Annotated in this window: 19 protein-coding genes; 9 read left to right on the top strand and 10 right to left on the bottom strand. The window is 65.1% G+C overall.

Going from position 1 to position 15,918, the window contains the following annotated elements; genetic code table 11:
- The first annotated feature begins 204 nt into the window (after positions 1-204).
- A complete protein-coding gene (locus ABIA96_RS14625; RefSeq protein WP_354137757.1) occupies positions 205-444 on the top strand; it encodes a hypothetical protein in 240 nt (79 codons plus the stop codon).
- A gap of 325 nt (positions 445-769) precedes the next feature.
- On the opposite strand, the gene ABIA96_RS14630 is transcribed toward ABIA96_RS14625, so the two are convergent.
- Positions 770-1,237, bottom strand: a complete 468-nt coding sequence (locus tag ABIA96_RS14630) for a winged helix-turn-helix transcriptional regulator (RefSeq protein ID WP_354137758.1) — start codon at positions 1,235-1,237, stop codon at positions 770-772.
- 122 nt (positions 1,238-1,359) lie between these two features.
- On the opposite strand from ABIA96_RS14630, the gene ABIA96_RS14635 reads away from it, so the two are divergent.
- A complete protein-coding gene (locus ABIA96_RS14635; RefSeq protein WP_354137759.1) occupies positions 1,360-2,133 on the top strand; it encodes an SDR family NAD(P)-dependent oxidoreductase in 774 nt (257 codons plus the stop codon).
- Positions 2,134-2,307: 174 nt separating this feature from the next.
- On the top strand, positions 2,308-2,490 hold the full coding sequence (locus ABIA96_RS14640) for a hypothetical protein (protein WP_234678791.1): 183 nt from the start codon (positions 2,308-2,310) through the stop codon (positions 2,488-2,490).
- A 57-nt stretch (positions 2,491-2,547) separates the two neighbouring features.
- On the opposite strand, the gene ABIA96_RS14645 is transcribed toward ABIA96_RS14640, so the two are convergent.
- Positions 2,548-3,156 carry an FMN-dependent NADH-azoreductase gene (locus tag ABIA96_RS14645; RefSeq protein WP_354137760.1) on the bottom strand — a complete coding sequence of 203 codons (609 nt, stop codon included), beginning with the start codon at positions 3,154-3,156 and terminating at the stop codon, positions 2,548-2,550.
- Between the two features lie 83 nt (positions 3,157-3,239).
- Here ABIA96_RS14645 and ABIA96_RS14650 point away from each other — a divergent pair, with 83 nt between their 5' ends.
- A complete protein-coding gene (locus tag ABIA96_RS14650; protein WP_354137761.1) occupies positions 3,240-3,650 on the top strand; it encodes a winged helix-turn-helix transcriptional regulator in 411 nt (136 codons plus the stop codon).
- Here the strand turns inward: ABIA96_RS14650 and dprA are convergent.
- Positions 3,647-4,789, bottom strand: a complete 1,143-nt coding sequence (gene dprA / locus ABIA96_RS14655) for a DNA-processing protein DprA (protein ID WP_354137762.1) — start codon at positions 4,787-4,789, stop codon at positions 3,647-3,649. The two genes, ABIA96_RS14650 and dprA, sit on opposite strands and share 4 nt — an antisense overlap.
- Before the next feature lie 90 nt (positions 4,790-4,879).
- On the opposite strand from dprA, the gene ABIA96_RS14660 reads away from it, so the two are divergent.
- On the top strand, positions 4,880-6,124 hold the full coding sequence (locus ABIA96_RS14660; protein ID WP_354137763.1) for an amidase: 1,245 nt from the start codon (positions 4,880-4,882) through the stop codon (positions 6,122-6,124).
- Here ABIA96_RS14660 and ABIA96_RS14665 read toward each other — a convergent pair.
- The 4 genes from ABIA96_RS14665 to ABIA96_RS14680 all read right to left on the bottom strand — a co-directional run bounded on the left by ABIA96_RS14665 (position 6,116) and on the right by ABIA96_RS14680 (position 10,328).
- Positions 6,116-7,294 (bottom strand): patatin-like phospholipase family protein, encoded by a 1,179-nt coding sequence (locus ABIA96_RS14665; RefSeq protein WP_354137764.1) that lies wholly within the window; start codon positions 7,292-7,294, stop codon positions 6,116-6,118. The genes ABIA96_RS14660 and ABIA96_RS14665 overlap by 9 nt on opposite strands.
- 150 nt (positions 7,295-7,444) lie before the next feature.
- On the bottom strand, positions 7,445-8,041 hold the full coding sequence (plsY, locus tag ABIA96_RS14670; RefSeq protein ID WP_354138180.1) for a glycerol-3-phosphate 1-O-acyltransferase PlsY: 597 nt from the start codon (positions 8,039-8,041) through the stop codon (positions 7,445-7,447).
- Positions 8,042-8,073: 32 nt separating this feature from the next.
- Positions 8,074-9,375, bottom strand: coding sequence for a dihydroorotase (locus ABIA96_RS14675; protein ID WP_354138181.1), 1,302 nt, complete (start codon positions 9,373-9,375; stop codon positions 8,074-8,076).
- Between the two features lie 5 nt (positions 9,376-9,380).
- Complete coding sequence (locus ABIA96_RS14680) at positions 9,381-10,328, bottom strand: aspartate carbamoyltransferase catalytic subunit (protein ID WP_354137765.1); 948 nt, start codon at positions 10,326-10,328, stop codon at positions 9,381-9,383.
- Between the two features lie 146 nt (positions 10,329-10,474).
- Here ABIA96_RS14680 and ABIA96_RS14685 point away from each other — a divergent pair, with 146 nt between their 5' ends.
- Positions 10,475-11,194, top strand: coding sequence for a M15 family metallopeptidase (locus ABIA96_RS14685; protein ID WP_354137766.1), 720 nt, complete (start codon positions 10,475-10,477; stop codon positions 11,192-11,194).
- A gap of 20 nt (positions 11,195-11,214) precedes the next feature.
- The gene (locus tag ABIA96_RS14690; protein WP_354137767.1) at positions 11,215-12,018 is read left to right on the top strand and encodes a CPBP family intramembrane glutamic endopeptidase; all 804 of its coding nucleotides are present in this window, start codon (positions 11,215-11,217) and stop codon (positions 12,016-12,018) included.
- A 135-nt stretch (positions 12,019-12,153) separates the two neighbouring features.
- Here the strand turns inward: ABIA96_RS14690 and ABIA96_RS14695 are convergent, their stop codons facing one another.
- Complete coding sequence (locus ABIA96_RS14695; RefSeq protein WP_354137768.1) at positions 12,154-13,077, bottom strand: AEC family transporter; 924 nt, start codon at positions 13,075-13,077, stop codon at positions 12,154-12,156.
- A 3-nt stretch (positions 13,078-13,080) separates the two neighbouring features.
- Positions 13,081-13,572 carry a Holliday junction resolvase RuvX gene (gene ruvX / locus ABIA96_RS14700; RefSeq protein WP_354137769.1) on the bottom strand — a complete coding sequence of 164 codons (492 nt, stop codon included), beginning with the start codon at positions 13,570-13,572 and terminating at the stop codon, positions 13,081-13,083.
- A 47-nt stretch (positions 13,573-13,619) separates the two neighbouring features.
- On the opposite strand from ruvX, the gene ABIA96_RS14705 reads away from it, so the two are divergent.
- Entirely contained in the window at positions 13,620-13,835 is a 216-nt protein-coding gene (locus tag ABIA96_RS14705; protein WP_354137770.1) for a hypothetical protein, read from the top strand.
- Here ABIA96_RS14705 and ABIA96_RS14710 read toward each other — a convergent pair.
- Positions 13,822-14,712 (bottom strand): LysR family transcriptional regulator, encoded by an 891-nt coding sequence (locus ABIA96_RS14710; protein WP_354137771.1) that lies wholly within the window; start codon positions 14,710-14,712, stop codon positions 13,822-13,824. The two genes, ABIA96_RS14705 and ABIA96_RS14710, sit on opposite strands and share 14 nt — an antisense overlap.
- Before the next feature lie 96 nt (positions 14,713-14,808).
- Here ABIA96_RS14710 and ABIA96_RS14715 point away from each other — a divergent pair, with 96 nt between their 5' ends.
- Positions 14,809-15,813, top strand: a complete 1,005-nt coding sequence (locus ABIA96_RS14715; RefSeq protein WP_354137772.1) for an NAD(P)H-dependent flavin oxidoreductase — start codon at positions 14,809-14,811, stop codon at positions 15,811-15,813.
- The last annotated feature ends 105 nt before the right edge of the window (positions 15,814-15,918 follow it).

A 15,918-nucleotide genomic window follows, 5' to 3' on the forward strand; every position in this document is an offset into this window, starting at 1 on the left:
GAATTCTGGGCCGATTTCAACAAGATTCGCGTCGGCCGTTTCGTCCCGAACATGGGTGGTGAGGCCCTCGCTGTCAAATCGAAGGGTGTTGAAGGCGCGCCAAATGGGAAAAGTTTCATATCGAGAAAGTTGCGAAATACCACCTTGGAGTTGTGGCCGGTGTCGGCGTAATGTTTCCGCGGGGCATGGATTCGGGTGGGGCTGGTGACAAAGCCAGGAAAGAAACGGGCGCGCGCCGCATCAGGCGTGCGGGGAGGCTCGCGCAACGAGGAACCGGGGGAGGGCGGCGTCGAGGAAGCCGTGGGCTTCATCGCCGAGCAGGTCGCGGCCCTGCGGAAGCTCGCCGAGCGTCACAAGCTCGATGTGCTTCATTATCTCCTGGGGATGACCAAGCTCGAGGCCGACGAGCATCTGCGACTGCGGAGCAGGCGCAAGCTGTCGTGAGGGCGGCGCGCGAGACCTGAGCGGCTGCTATCCGACCCGTCATCCTGAGGTGCGAGTGGCGCTATGCAAAGCATCGCGCCGGGAGCCTCGAAGGATGAGCGGCCGAGGTGCTTCAACGCACTCCCCGCCGCAACAGCCGGGCCGTCGCCCTTCGAGGCTCGCCGAAGAGGCGAGCACCTCAGGGTGACGGGAGGGATTTGAGCGCGCCGCTCTGACCCCGTCATTGCGAGCGTAGCAAAGCAATCCAGAGTCTTTCCGCGGTGGTAGTCTGGATTGCTTCGCTGCGCTCGCAATGACCGAGTGTGTGGGTGGCAGTGTAGTCTCATCACGCCGATTTCCGCCGCGGCGCGGGCCGCGGCTTCAGCATCGTATCGGCCGGGCTGAGCAATCGTCCATCCTCGGCGCGCATTTCCAGCTTCTTCACCGGGCGGCCTTTCGCGCGATCCACCAGAATGGTCGCGATCTCTTCCGGGTGATCGTCGAACTCCTCGCTCCATTGCCGGAGCGCGACCAAAATCGGGAAGAGGCCGCGTCCCTTCGGCGTCAGCACATATTCCTGGTAGGCGCTGCCGTCGGAGGCGGGGGCCATCGCCAGAATGCCGTGGTCGAGCATTGATCGCAGCCGCGCCGACAAGATGTTCTTGGCCATGCCGAGCTTGCTCTGAAACTCGCCGAAGCGGCGCACGCCGAGCATCGCTTCGCGGATGATCAGCAGCGACCACCAGTCGCCGATCGCCTCCAGCGACCGCGCGACCGGACAACCGTCACCCTCAAAACTCGTTCGTTTCACCATCGTCTCAGGTCCTGTCGTGTTCGCACGATCTCGGCGCCGATCACGCGCTTGTGTGGTTGCATCATAAAACCGTTTGGCCTACATGGCAATCAAGTTTCATTATGCAACCACTGGAGACGAGCATGAGGCTGAAGAACAAGACGGCACTGATTACCGGCGGCAACAGCGGCATTGGACTGGCAACCGCAAAGCTGTTCGTGGCCGAGGGTGCCAAGGTGATCATCACCGGGCGCAACAAGGAGACGCTGGAGGCGGCCGCGAAGGAGCTCGGTCCGAACGGGCTCGCGGTCGCGGCCGATGCGACCGACATCGCGGCGACGGAAGCTGCGATCAAGAAGGGCACCGAGAAGTTCGGCAAGCTCGACATCGTGTTCGCCAATGCCGGGATTCCCGGCGGCACGCCGCTCGGATCGGCGACGCTCGAGGTGTTCGAGAAGGTCATCAGCACCAACTTGACCGGCGTGTTCTTCACGGTGCAGTCGGCGCTACCATATCTCAACGACAACGCTTCGATCATCCTCAACGGCTCGGTGATCTCGGTGCTCGGCATTCCCGGTTACTCCGCTTACGGAGCGGCGAAAGCCGGCGTGCGGGCAATGGCGCGGATCATGGCCTCGGAGCTATCGCCGCGCGGAATCCGCGTCAACGTGGTCGCGCCCGGCGCAATCCGCACGCCGATCTGGGGCGCTGCGATCGCAACACCGGAAGCGGAGAAGGCGTTCGAGACGCGCATCGGGCTGTCGACGCCGCTCGGGCGAATTGGTGAACCAGATCACATCTCGAAGACGGTGCTGTTCCTCGCCTCCGACGATGCTGGCCACATTCAGGGCCAGGAGATCTTCGTCGACGGCGGCGCGGTTGCGTCTCCGGCCGGCGCGCCGATCTATCGCGGTTGATCGACGTTGACGAAAATTGAATCGGTCGGCGCGCGAGACACGGTTGCGCCGGCCGGTTCCCACGTCTTGCGAGATGTAATTGCTGAAGCTTGCGTGATGCGTTGAACCTTCGCGCGTGCTGACAAGACCTTTCTACGGGCAGGGGTCATAAGACTCATTTTGAAGGAGCCCGTTATGCCAAAAGCAGCACGCATTTTTGCTCCGATTTCAGCACCGCGTATTTACACCGAACGTTCCGCAGTTCCCGCCAAGCACTCCGACACGTCCGAGTTCATCGGGGTCGCGATCTTCTCCGGCATCGGGCTTTTCATTTCGCTTCTCGCCGTGATCCTGGGTGTGCAAGGCGCCTGGTTTTAGTCCACGCGATCTGTCAGCCGCCGCCGGAGTCCGGCAGCGGCTGTCGTCGGCGTAACCTTATGCCGCGCGCAAGCTGGTGGCCGCCTGGAGCGCGCCAGCCAGCGCCTTCTCGCGATGCTCGGGTCCGACCTGAATGCCGTCGGCGCTGATGAATTCGGGATTGGTGATGCCCATGAAGGCGAACACGCCGCGCAAATAGGTTTCGAGATGCTCCAGCGACGCAGCCGGTGAGCCCGCGCCGTAATAGCCGCCGCGCGAGATTGCAAAAATCACCCGCTTGCCGCCGGCAAGGCCCTGCGCTCCGTTCGCGTCATATTTGAACGTCTTCCCGGCCACCAGCACGCGGTCGATCCAGGCCTTGAGCTGGCTTGGAATCGTAAAGTTGTACATGGGCGCGCCGATCACAACGATGTCGGCGTCGAGGAACTCGTTCAGCACGGTCGCGCTCGCCGCAAGATCGGGTTCGAGTTCCGCCGGCGCGGGCGCGCCTTGCGCGGCCGCAAGGTGCGATCCGGAGAGGTGGGCGAGCGGGGTCTGGGTCAGGTCGCGATAGGTCACGTCAAGCGAGGGCGTCGCCTGTCGCAGCCGGTCGGCGATGGCGGCGGAAACCTGCCGGGAAACGGAGTGGGGGCCGAGGACGCTGGAGTCGATATGGAGGAGTTTCATTCGGGATCACCCTGGTATAAGTTTGTAACCAGGGCTACATGAGTGACTAAATAAATCCCCGCAAGAACGCACTTTTTTGAGCCATGGGCACATCTTTGGAACCGACACACACCGATTTGCCTGGCTTGCAGGCGCCGCACCCGGACCATGCCGACTGTCGTGGCGTCGCCTCGATCCTCGCGCGCGTCGGCGACAAGTGGAGCGTGTTCGTCATCATGATGCTGAGCGGCGGGCCAAAACGCTTCAATGAGCTGAAGCGCATGATCAACGGCATCTCGCAGCGGATGCTGACCCTGACCTTGCGCGGGCTGGAGCGCGATGGCCTCGTCACGCGCACGATCTTTCCGACCATTCCGCCGCGCGTGGACTACGAGCTGACCGATCTCGGCCGCGGCCTTCAGGAGCCGGTAAAGGCGCTGGGCGAGTGGGCGATGACGCATCAGGAGCAGATCGCGTCGGCACGCACGCGCTTCGACGAGCGAAACAGCGGTTAGAGAAGCGATACCAATCCGCCGCCATGACGTTCGAGTCGGCCGGCGAGCTCCAGCTCCAGCAAAACCGTGCGTACGATCGCGGGCGAGGCGCCGGACATTCGCACGAGGTCGTCGATCGAAATCGGGGTAGGGCCGAGCAGGCCGGTGATCTGGTCGCGGTCGTGCCCTTGCGGATCGGTCTCGAACGGCTCGCTGTCGGGTTCACTCATCGGATGCATCAGCGGCCGCTCCATGATCGGTGCGACAGCGCTGACGATGTCGGAGGCTTCGGTCACGAGCGTCGCGCCCTGTTTGAGCAGATCGTTGGTGCCGGCCGCGCGCGGATCGAGCGGCGAGCCGGGGACTGCGAACACTTCGCGGCCCTGTTCGGCGGCCATGCGCGCGGTGATCAGCGAGCCCGAGCGGTGCGCCGCTTCCACCACGACGACGCCGAGCGCGGCGCCGGAGATCAGGCGGTTGCGACGGGGAAAGTCGCGGGCGCGTGGCTCGTGACCGAGTGGCATTTCGGAGATCGCAGCACCTTTGCGGTCGAGGATCGCGGCAAGCAGATCACCGTGCTCCGGCGGATAGATGCAATCATGGCCGCCGGCGAGCACCGCGATGGTGCCGCTCTCGATGCTGGCGCGATGCGCGGCCTGATCGACGCCGCGGGCGAGCCCCGAGATGATGATGAAGCCGGCTTCGCCCAACTCGCGCGCGAGCTGGCCGGCAAACTTCAGGCCCGCGCCGGAGGCATTGCGCGAGCCGACGATCGCGATCATCGGGCGCATGAGCGTTGCGTTGTCACCGCGCACGGCGAGCAAAGGCGGCGCATCATCGATCATCGCCAGCCGCGCCGGATAGCCGTCCTCGCCGGGCGCGAGCCAGGCGATGCCGAATTTGCGGCTCGCGGCGAGCTCGGCCTGTGCTTCGTCCACGCTGCAGATGCGCCCAGATCGCGACGCGCCGCCACGACGCGCCAGATCCGGCAGCCGCTCCAGCGCGGCACGCGCGGTGCCGAAATGATCGACCAGCGAACGAAAGGTGCGCGGCCCGACATTGTCCGAACGGATCAGCCGTAGGCGGTCGAGCCTGTCAGCGTCGGTCAGCTCCACACTTGGATTGATGGCGTCCACGGCGTCTCCTTGCGGGCGCAGCATGGAACAACCTGAGGGCGTGGGCAACAGTCACGTGCGCTTGCGCGGCCTCGTCGCGATGCTAAAAGCGACACCAATAAGAAGGGTATTGCCATGATCTCACTCGCCGATCTCCAGCGCCGCATCGCCGGCGGAGAGCTTTCGCCCGATGACGCCATCGCCCAGTCGCACGCGGCGATCGAGGCCAAAGAGAAAGACGTTCGCGCCTTCGTCCGTCACGACAAATCCGCGAAGGCGCAGGCCTCCGGACCGCTGCGCGGCATTGCGGTCGGCATCAAGGACATCATCGACACCGCCAATATGCCGACCGAGATGGGCTCGGAAATCTATCGCGGCTGGCAGCCGCGCGCGGACGCCCCTGTCGTGATGATGCTGAAGCGGGCAGGCGCCACCATCATCGGCAAGACGACGACCACGGCGTTCGCCTCGCGCGACCCGACGCCGACGCTCAATCCGCATAATCTCGGCCATACGCCGGGCGGCTCGTCCTCGGGTTCGGCGGCCGCCGTCGGCGCCGGCATGATCCCGCTGGCGCTGGGCACCCAGACCGGCGGTTCGGTGATCCGGCCGGCCGCTTATTGCGGCGCTGCTGCGATCAAGCCGTCGTTCCGGATGCTGCCGACGGTTGGCGTGAAGTGCTATTCGTGGGCGCTCGACACCGTCGGCCTGTTCGGATCGTGCGCGGAAGATCTCGCGCGCGGACTTTTGGGAATGACTGGTCGCACCGAATTCTCAGACATTGTCCCAGCGAAGTCGCCGCGCATCGGTGTGGTCCGGCAAGAATTTGCCGAGGCCGTGGAGCCGGCGGCGGAAGAGGGGCTGCAGGCTGCGATCAAGGCCGCTGAAAAGGCCGGCGCCAGCGTGCAGATCATCGACTTGCCCGAAGCGGTGAAGGAGGCCTGGCGCATCCATCCCATTATCCAGGACTTTGAGGCGCATCGCGCGCTCGCCTGGGAGTTCGATGCGCGCCACGACGAGATCGCGCCGATGCTGCGCGCCAGTCTCGATGAGACGGTCGGGCTGACGCCGAAGGAATATGACGACGCACGCCGGGTCGCCCGCCGCGGCCGTCGCGAGATTGGCGAGCTGTTCGAACGTTTCGACGTGCTGCTCACCTATTCGGCACCGGGCGCAGCACCAGCCAAGGAGCTCGCCTCGACCGGGTCGCCCCGCTACAACCGGCTCTGGACGCTGATGGGCAATCCTTGCGTCAACGTGCCGGTGATGAAGGTCGGTGGCCTGCCGATCGGCGTGCAGGTGATCGCGCGCTTCGGCAACGATCCCGGCGCGCTCGCTGCCGCGTGGTTCCTGGAGAATGCGCTGGCGAAATCAGGCTAGCGCCGGCTCAGCGACGGGCAGGGCGCGCTGGGCCTCAGCGCCTGTTGCGCCTTGCCCAAGCCAGCGCTCGGCGGCTTCGCGGCCGCTTCGGTGCAGCGTGCGGATGAAGCCGCGGCCAAGATCGGTCGATGAGCGTTGCGCCAGGCCCTCGATCGAGTCTTCTGCTGCGATTTTGGAGAGCCGCAGCGCGGGCGCCGCGTGTGATTGCGCCCATGCGATCGCCGCGATCTCGGCATTGAGGGCAGCGTTGGCCGCGATCTGGTCGAGGCGGCGATCGATCGCGGCGAGCGTGATCGGCACGTAGCTGTCGCGCGTGGGCGTGACCTGGATCAGCAATAAATCGGCGGTTGCCGATTGCTGCGCCAGCTTGATCAGCGGCGGATTGCCGCCAAAGCCGCCATCCCAATAGGCCTCACCGTCGATCTCGACGGCGCAGTGAACGAGGGGCGGGCAGGTCGAGGCGAGCGCGACGTCGGCGGTCACAGCTTCATTGCCAAAAATCTGCTGCTGGCCGTCGCGAATGCGCGTCGCCGCGATCAGGAGCTTTGGACATTTGGCGTCGCGCAGGGCCGCAAAATTGATGTCGCGCAACAGTGCCTGGCGCAGCGGATCGAGATCGAACGGATCGAAATGGCCGGAGCGCAACGTCGGGCCGAACGCGACCGAGCTTCCCGCCGGCGAGAAACCGCCGATCAGCATCAGCGAGCGGAACGAAGCCTCATGCATCAGCCGGATCCAGAACCGGTTCAGCCGGCCGCGAGCCGCTTCGCGGCCGCCTTCGGCAAGGCCGCCGGCCAGCAGCAGCGCGTTGATGGCGCCGGCGCTGGCGCCGCTGATGGTGTCGAATTCAATGGACGGCTCTTCCAGCAGCCGCTCCAGCACGCCCCAGGTGAAGGCGGCAAATGTGCCGCCGCCCTGGAGTGCCAGTGACAGTCTCTTGGGCGGCCATTGCTCGGCGCGAGTCGGAGCAGGCGCCGACGTTGGCGCGACACCACCGACCGTTACCGGAGCTTGCAAGACAGGAGCGGATGGCAGCGAAGCGGCAGCCGGCTTTGGCGCAGGAGGCGGCAAGGGCGCATCGGACCAGATGCTGGTCGACGAGAGCAGACGGCTTGCCGCAGTGACTTGCGAGCCACCATCGTCATGCGTGCCGTCAATCTTCTCGCTCATTCTGAGCAACCGCGTAACGCCATTTCCTGAGTCAGGATGACAGGCATGAAACCTGTTCGCCACTCCCGGCCACGAGTTCGACCGAAGTTGCGAACAGGAATTGGCATATAATGCGGAGGCCTTGTGGCGGTATCCGTACTTTTTCCGGCTTTACGCTTTCTCGCCGATCCGGCTTTCCTTACCTGCTTGCAGTCGCTTGATGTTCTCGCGATGCGCGTAGAACAGCAGCAGCGTCAAAACCACGGAAAGCGCCGCCAATGCAAGGTGGCCGAACCACCACAGGAACAGCGGCGTGATAAAGGCCGCCACCAGCGCCGAGAGCGAGGAGTAGCGAGCAGTGAAGGCGGTCGCCAGCCAGATCAGGCAGAACACCACCATCGCCGGCCAGAACAGACCGAGCAGGATGCCGATATACACAGCAACGCCCTTGCCGCCTTTGAATTTCAGCCAGACCGGAAAGAGGTGGCCGAGGAATGCGCCGAGGCCTGCCACCATCGCGGCATTGGGACCTGCGATATAGCCGGCGATGATGACCGCCGCCGTGCCCTTGAGCGCATCGAGCAGCAGGGTGCCTGCGGCGAGACCCTTGTGTCCCGTGCGCAGGACGTTGGTGGCGCCGATGCTGCCGGAGCCGATCGAGCGCAGATCCTGCGTGCCGGCGAGTTTCGTCAGAATCAGGCCGAACGGAATCGAGCCGAAGAAATAGCCGATGACGAAGGCCACCGGCAGCAATGCTTCAAGCCCCATGTCTGCAGATCCCATGGTGAGAACTCCGCATGTCAGACATGCTCGAACACCGTTCGCCCGCCGACGATGGTCCTGATAGCGCGGCCTGTAAAGCGGGCCTCATCGAACGGGGTGTTTTTGCAGGGCGATTTGAGGTCGGCGGGATCGACAACCCAGGGCACATCAAGGTCGATCACGACCACATCGGCCGCCGCGCCGGTGCGCAGGGTTCCGCCCGGCAAGCCGAGCAGCTCGGCTGGCCGCGTCGACATCGCCCGGATCAGCGTCTTGAGGTCGAGCTCGTCATTGTGAACCAGCCGCAGGCCCGCCGGCAGCATGGTCTCGAGGCCGATCGCGCCCGGAGCTGCTTCTGCGAACGGCAGCCGCTTGACCTCGACGTCGTGCGGATTGTGATCGGACATGATGACGTCGACGAGGCCGGAGGCGACAGCCGCCACCAGCGCGCGACGGTCGTCCTCGGTGCGCAGCGGCGGCGACAGTTTCAGGTAGGAGCGATAGGGGCCGATGTCGTTCTCGTTCAGGGCAAGATGGTTGATCGAGACCGAGGCGCTGACCGCGAGGCCGGCGTCACGGGCGCGCTTCATAATCTCGAGCGACTCGATGCAGGACAGCGACGCCGCGTGATAGCGGCCGCCGGTGAGCGCGACGAGGCGCATGTCGCGTTCGAGGATCACGGCCTCGGCGGCCTTCGGGATGCCCATCAGGCCGAGCCGGCTCGCGAACTCGCCTTCGTTCATCACGCCTTCGCCGACCAGATCGGGATCCTCGGTGTGATGGACGATCAGCGCGTCGAAATCACGAGCGTAGGTCAGCGCGCGCCGCATCACCTGCGCATTGGTGACGCTGCGATCGCCATCGCTGAAGGCGACGGCGCCGGCAGCCTTGAGGAGACCGAACTCGGTCATCTCCTCGCCGCGCATGCCCTTGGTGAGTGCGGCCATCGGCAGGATGTTGACGATCGCGGTGTCGCGCGCGCGGCGCATCACGAAATCGACGGTTGCCGAATTGTCGATCACGGGAGACGTGTCTGGCTGGCAGATGATGGTGGTGATGCCACCGGTCGCAGCCGCCTGGCTGGCCGACGCAAAGGTCTCGCGATGGCTGAAGCCGGGCTCGCCGACGAAGGCGCGGATGTCGATCAGGCCGGGCGCCACGATCTTGCCGGAGCAGTTGACGACGTCGGTGCCCTCGGGGACGCCGGCCGCACCAATGCCGCGGCGGGTTTCGCGGATGATGCCGTCGGCGATGAGGACATCGCCGGGACCGTCGAAATCCCTAGAGGGATCGACGACGCGGGCGTTGGCGAGCAGGATCGGGCGGCGGTCGGTCAGCATGGGCATCACGCGTTCGGCAGGTTGCGGGCGAGCGCTTCGAGCACGGCCATGCGTACGGCCACGCCCATCTCGACCTGTTCGCGGATCAGGGACTGCGCGCCGTCGGCGACCGCGGTGTCGATCTCGACGCCGCGGTTCATGGGACCGGGATGCATCACCAGCGCATCGGGTTTGGCGTAGCCGAGCTTCTTCTGGTCGAGCCCGAAATAGTGGAAGTATTCGGAGGTCGACGGCACGAAGGAGCCGTTCATGCGTTCGCGCTGCAGCCGCAGCATCATCACGATGTCAGCGCCGTTGAGGCCTTCGCGCATGTCGCGGGCGACCTCGACGCCCATCCGCTCGATGCCGGGCGGCAGCAGCGTGGAGGGGCCGACGACGCGGACGCGGGCGCCCATCACGTTGAGCAGGATGATGTTGGAGCGCGCAACGCGCGAATGCAGCACATCGCCGCAGATTGCGACCACGAGGCCCTCGATCCTGCCCTTGTTGCGGCGGATGGTGAGCGCGTCGAGCAGCGCCTGCGTCGGGTGCTCGTGTGCGCCGTCGCCGGCATTGATCACGGAACCGTCAACCTTGCGGGCCAGCAGTTCCACCGCACCGGAGGCGTGATGGCGCACCACCAGGATATCCGGGTGCATGGCGTTGAGCGTCATCGCGGTGTCGACCAGCGTCTCACCCTTCTTAATGGACGAGGAGGACACCGACATGTTCATGACATCCGCGCCCAGCCGTTTGCCGGCGAGTTCGAATGAGGACTGGGTGCGGGTGGAAGCCTCGAAGAAGAGGTTTACTTGCGTCCGTCCACGCAGGACGGTGCGCTTCTTGTCAACCTGGCGGTTGAGCTCGACATATTCTTCGGACAGGTCGAGGAGGCCGGTGATGTCGGCCGCAGAAAGGCCCTCGATGCCCAGCAAATGCCGGTGGCCGAGGACGAAGGTCGATTTTGATGTCATTAAAGCGAGAGCTATAGGCGCGGATGGCTGGGGGAGCAAGGGGCAAAGCCGGGGTGGTGAGTTATCCCCCGATCTGTGACCTTGACCCGGAACGACAGGGAAAGCGAATGCGCTTGGTTGGATCGATTTTGATTTCATTTCTCGCAATGGCTTCCATCCCGGCAGCCCTCGCCCAATCGCTCCCCGGCGGCTTCGTCTATCTGCGCGGCGTCGATCCCACCATCGTCCAGGACATCCGCTACGCCACCGCAAACAATTTCGTCGGCCGTCCGCTCGCCGGCTACGGCGCCGGCGAATGCGTGGTGAAGCGCGAAGTCGGCCTGCGGCTGAAGGCGGTTCAGCAGGAGCTTGCGGCGCAAAATCTCTCGCTCAAGATGTTCGACTGCTACCGGCCGGCGCGCGCCTCGCGCGACATGGTGAGATGGTCGCAGAACGGCCACGAGACATCAGCCGACCGGCGCTACAATCCGCGGATCCGCAAGACCGAGCTGTTTCGCCTCGGCTATATCGCAAGCCGCTCGCAGCATTCGACGGGTGCTGCGCTCGACCTCACGTTGGTCGATCTCAAGGCGGACAATTCCGCCACGATCGACCCGTCAAAATCCTATGCGGACTGCACGGCGCCGGTCGAGGCGCGGCTGCCGGAAGGCAGCGTCGACATGGGCACCGGTTATGATTGCACGGATGCGAAGGGGCATACCGCAGCACCGTCGATCACACGGGATCAGCGCGCCTGGCGCGGGCGGCTGGTGGCTGCGATGGCGAAGCAAGGCTTTGTGAACTATTCGAAGGAGTGGTGGCATTTTTCCCTGCCGGGGGCGGGCGGGGCGGCCTATGATTTCCCGATCCAGCCGCGGCGGAACTGATTCCGGCCGCAGGAAGCGCCATGACAGAGCCCGCGATCATCACCGACGACGTCAATCCCCTCGATCCCGTCCATCTGCCGCTCACCGTAACATCTGCTGAGCAGGCGCCGCTACGCGTCTGGAAGTTCTGGGGCACGGCGCTGTGGGGCGTCCTGCTCTTCGTCGCGATGTTCGTCGGACAGATCGGTGCGATCGTCCTGCTCGTGATGCACCGCGGTCTGCCGCTCAACCTCCCATCGATGCAACTCATTGGTTCCGAGCCTCAGGCGCTGGCGCTGTCGGTCATCATGGGTCTGCCCGCGACGCTTGGGGTCGCGTGGCTCGCCATTCGCATCAAGAAGGAATCCTTCGTCGATTATCTGGCACTGCATTGGCCGACCTGGAGGCAATTCCTGCTCGGCGCTGCCGGGCTCCTCCTGACCGTGATGGCTTGGGAGGTGGTGTCGCGATCCCTCGGCCGCGAGGCGACGCCGGGCTTCATGACCGACCTGTTGAAGTCGGGCCGCGACAAGGGCGCGGCGCTGTTGCTGCTGTTCGCCTTCAGCGTGGCGGCGCCGATGTCGGAGGAGGTGCTCGCGCGCGGCTTCCTCTTCCGCGGCTGGTCGGCGAGCTTTTTGCGTGTGCCCGGCGCGATCATCCTGTCGTCGCTGGTGTGGACGGCGGTGCATGTGCAATACGATCTGTACTTCCTCGCCGAGGTGTTCTCGATCGGCCTGTGGTTCGGCTACATGCGCTACCGCGCCAACTCGCTCTGGCTCACCATCGTGCTGCATGCGCTGAACAACATGACGGCGGTGGTGCTAACGATGTGGCTGGGGAAATAGGCCCGGCGGTTGCCCCACGTTCCGTCATTGCGAGCGCAGCGAAGCAATCCAGGATCTCTCCGCGAAGGCAGCCTGGATTGCTTCGCTGCGCTCGCAATGACGAAGGTGAGAGAGGTGCGCTCTCAATGACGAGTTCTAAGCCACCAGCGCGATCGCAATCGGCATCGTGATCGCCGCCAAAATCGTCTGCAGCGTGATGATCTGCGCCAGCAGAGGTGCGTCGCCGCCCATCTGGCGGGCCAATACATAAGCGCTCGGCGAGGTCGGCACCGCCGCGCAGATCGCCACGATCGCGAGGTTGGTGCCTGACAGGCCGAACCACATGGCGAGCGCCAGTGCGAGCACCGGCATCAGCACTAGCTTGAACGTCACGCCGAGGGTCACGCCGACGCTCGGGCGGAGCAGGCCCTTGAGCTGGAGGCCGGCGCCGGTGACGAGTAGGCCGATGGCGAGGGAGGAGCGACCGAGCGCGTCCGCGACCTCGTGCCAGATCTTTGGCAAGGGTAGGTGAGTGACGTTGATGACGAGGCCGATGACGCAGGCCCAGATCAGGGGATTGCGGATCACGGTCATGACGATGGCGCGCGCGGATTGCTTTTCGGGCGATGCGTAATGTGCGAGCACGGCGACGCTGAATACGTTGACCAGCGGGATGATCGCGATCATCGCAACCGAGGCCAGCGCTAGGCCGACATCGCCGTACAAATTGGCCGAGACGGACAGTGCCACATAGGTCTGCCAGCGTGTCGCGCCTTGGAAGATCGATGTGAAGGCGGGGCCGTCGATGTTGAGCCGCGCCAGCGCAGGACGCAGCGCGAGGCACAGCAGCGACATTGCAAGCGTCGACAGCAGCAGCGCACCGCCCACACCGGCGATCGGCACCTTTGAAAGGTCTGCCTTGACCAGCGTCTGGATCAACAGCATCGGAAATAGCACGAAGTAGGTCAGTCGCTCCAGCCCGTGCCATTGGGTGTCGAGCCGCATCAGGCTGCGCCTGAGCACCACGCCGAGCACGATGAGAATGAAGACCGGCAGCAGCGCCGCGATCACGACGACCATGGATCAGCTGTTCCCCGATGCCGTGCGCAGATTGGCGAGACGGTCGAGCGCGCCCTGCAGGATGAAGATCGCGGCGTGCTCGTCGATCACCTCGGCGCGCTTGGCGCGGCTGACGTCCATGCCGATCAGCTCGCGTTCGACCGCTGCGGTCGACAGGCGCTCGTCCCAGAGGCCGATCGGGAGTGCGGTCAGGTTGGCGAGATTGCGGGCGAAGGCGCGGGTGGATTGCGCGCGGGGCCCCTCGCTGCCGTCCATGTTGATGGGCAGGCCGAGCACAAAGCCAACCGCCTTCCGTTCGGCTGCGATAGCGAGCAGCCGGGCCGCGTCCTGCTTGAACGCCTTGCGCTGGATGGTCTCGACGCCGGTGGCGAGCCGCCGGTCCGGATTGGACACGGCAACGCCGATCGTCTTGGTGCCGAGATCAAGGCCGACCAGCCCACCGCGTTCGGGCCAGTGGGTTGCAGCATCGATCAAAGGCAGGATAAGAGCCGGCATGGGACTAGCGCATATCACGCGTCGCGCCGCGGAGTGAACCCACAACGATGGATGCACTGACACTATTCGGGCTGTTTGCGGTGACGGCGATGCTGGTCTGCTATGCCCTTGAGGATCGCAGCCACTGGTTCGTGCTGCTGTTCGCGGCGTCCTGCGCGCTCGGGTCCGCGTACGGTTTCCTGCAGGGCGCCTGGCCGTTCGGCCTGGTCGAGGCGATCTGGGCCTTCGTTGCGTTGCGGCGGTGGTTGGTCAGGCCGCGATGATGTCGTCGTCCTTGGTCAGGCACGACAGGAAGCCACCGAGCGCGCTGGTTTGATGGCCGGCGCTGCGCTGGATGAACAGCGTCTCGACGCGGGCATGCGATGGGCTCAGCGGATGCATCGTCACGCTGCCATTCATTGAACTGCGCTCGATCACCGCGCGCGGCAGCAGTGTGACGCCCATGTCGGCGGCGACGCAGCCGACCATGCCGTCGAGCGTGCCGAGCTCGAAGCGCGCGGCCGACGGCCAGCCGAACTCGACAAAAATCTGCTCGAGCCGCTGCCGGTAGGTGCAGCCGGTACGGAACACCAGCGCAGTCGGGCCTGACTCGGGCGTGCCGGCGCGCAACTCGGCGAGCGAGGCCCAGCGCCGCGCGCTGACCAGCACCAGCTCTTCGCGGAACGCGCTGGTGGCGGTAAGGTCGGCATGCGCGATGGGACCAGCGACGAAAGCGCCATCGAGCGTCCCTTCGAGCACACCGGCGACGAGATCGGCGGTCGGCGACGTCCGCAGGCTGAGCCGAACGGCCGGGTAGCGGCGGTGGAAATCGGCGAGCAGCGGCGGCAGCCGCACCGCGGCCGTCGTCTCCATCGAGCCGATGGCAAGCGGCCCCTTCGGCTCGCCGTCGTCGCGCGCAGCCAGCACAGCCTCGTGCGACAACGCCGCCATTCGTTGCGCGTAAGGCAACAGGCGTTTGCCAGCGCCCGTGAGGGTCATGCCGCGACTGTGGCGTTCGAACAGCGGTGTGCCGATCTCGGCCTCCAGCGCCTTGACGCGCTGGGTGACGTTGGATTGCACCGTGTTGAGCTCTTCGGCGGCGCGGGTGATGCCGCCGGTGCGGGCGACCGCGGCAAAGGTCTGGATGTCACTCAGTTCCATGGCATCGTTCCGCTTTTGTGATGGCAACGTTCGCAACAATTCATTTTTCGTGAATGCTAGTTGCGCCTAATGTTCCTGTCCAGAGTGGGAGAACCTATGCCGATCGCCACGCCGCTGACGGAGCTTCTCGGAATCAGGCATCCGATCCTGTCGGCCCCGATGGACACGATCGCCGGCACCCGGCTGACCCGCGCCGTCAGCGAGGCCGGCGGTTTCGGGATCCTCGGCGGTGGCTACGGCGACCGCGTCCGACTTCAGGCTGAGGCCTCGGAGTTGAAGGGTTTTGCACCGTTCGGGATCGGCTTCATCACCTGGAGCCTGGCAAAACAGCCAGAGCTTCTCGATATCGCGCTCGATGCGCGCCCGCAGGCGGTCATGCTGTCATTTGGCGATCCCGCGCCGTTCGCGGCGCGCATCAAGGCGAGCCGTGCGCGGTTGATCTGCCAGGTGCAGAGCGAGGACATGGCGAAGCAGGCGCTCGATGCCGGCGCGGAGATTTTGATCGCGCAGGGTACTGAAGCCGGCGGCCATGGCGCATCGCGCACCACCGTCGATATCGTGCCCGCGATCGTCGATCTCGCGGCCGGCCACGTGCCGGTGGTCGCGGCCGGCGGGATCGCCGATGGTCGCGGTCTGGCGGCGATGATGATGCTCGGCGCATCCGGCGTGCTGATCGGCACGCGCTTTTACGCGAGCGTGGAGGCCAATGGTGCCGACGGGGCCAAGGAGCGCATCCGCACTGCTGACGGCAACGGCACTGTCCGCGGCGTCATTCCCGACTGGTCGCGGAAACTGTTCTGGCCGGCGCCGTTTACCGCGCGAACGCTGGTCAACGGCCATATCAAGAGTTGGACCGGCCGTGAGATCGAGCTGATGCAGCGCGCAGACGAAGTCGCGGGGGAGTATGCCGCAGCGAAAATGGCGGGCGATTTCGAAATCGCGGCCGTCTTTGCAGGAGAGGCGGTCGGCCTGATCCATGATATTCCGCCGGCGGCCGAGATCGTCGAACGGATTGCGTCTGAGGCCGAGCAGCTTCTTGCCGGCCGGCGCAACTCCATCGCATCTTTCCCTTCTCCCCTTGTGGGAGAAGGTGGCGCGTAGCGCCGGATGAGGGGTTCTATCCGCGGGGAGACGAATCCGATTTGAGGGGACTGCTTCCGCGGAGAGAAACCCCTCACCCGACTTCGCTTCGCGAAGCCACCCTCT

This window comes from Bradyrhizobium sp. LB11.1 (genome assembly GCF_040549385.1).
Lineage (GTDB): Bacteria > Pseudomonadota > Alphaproteobacteria > Rhizobiales > Xanthobacteraceae > Bradyrhizobium.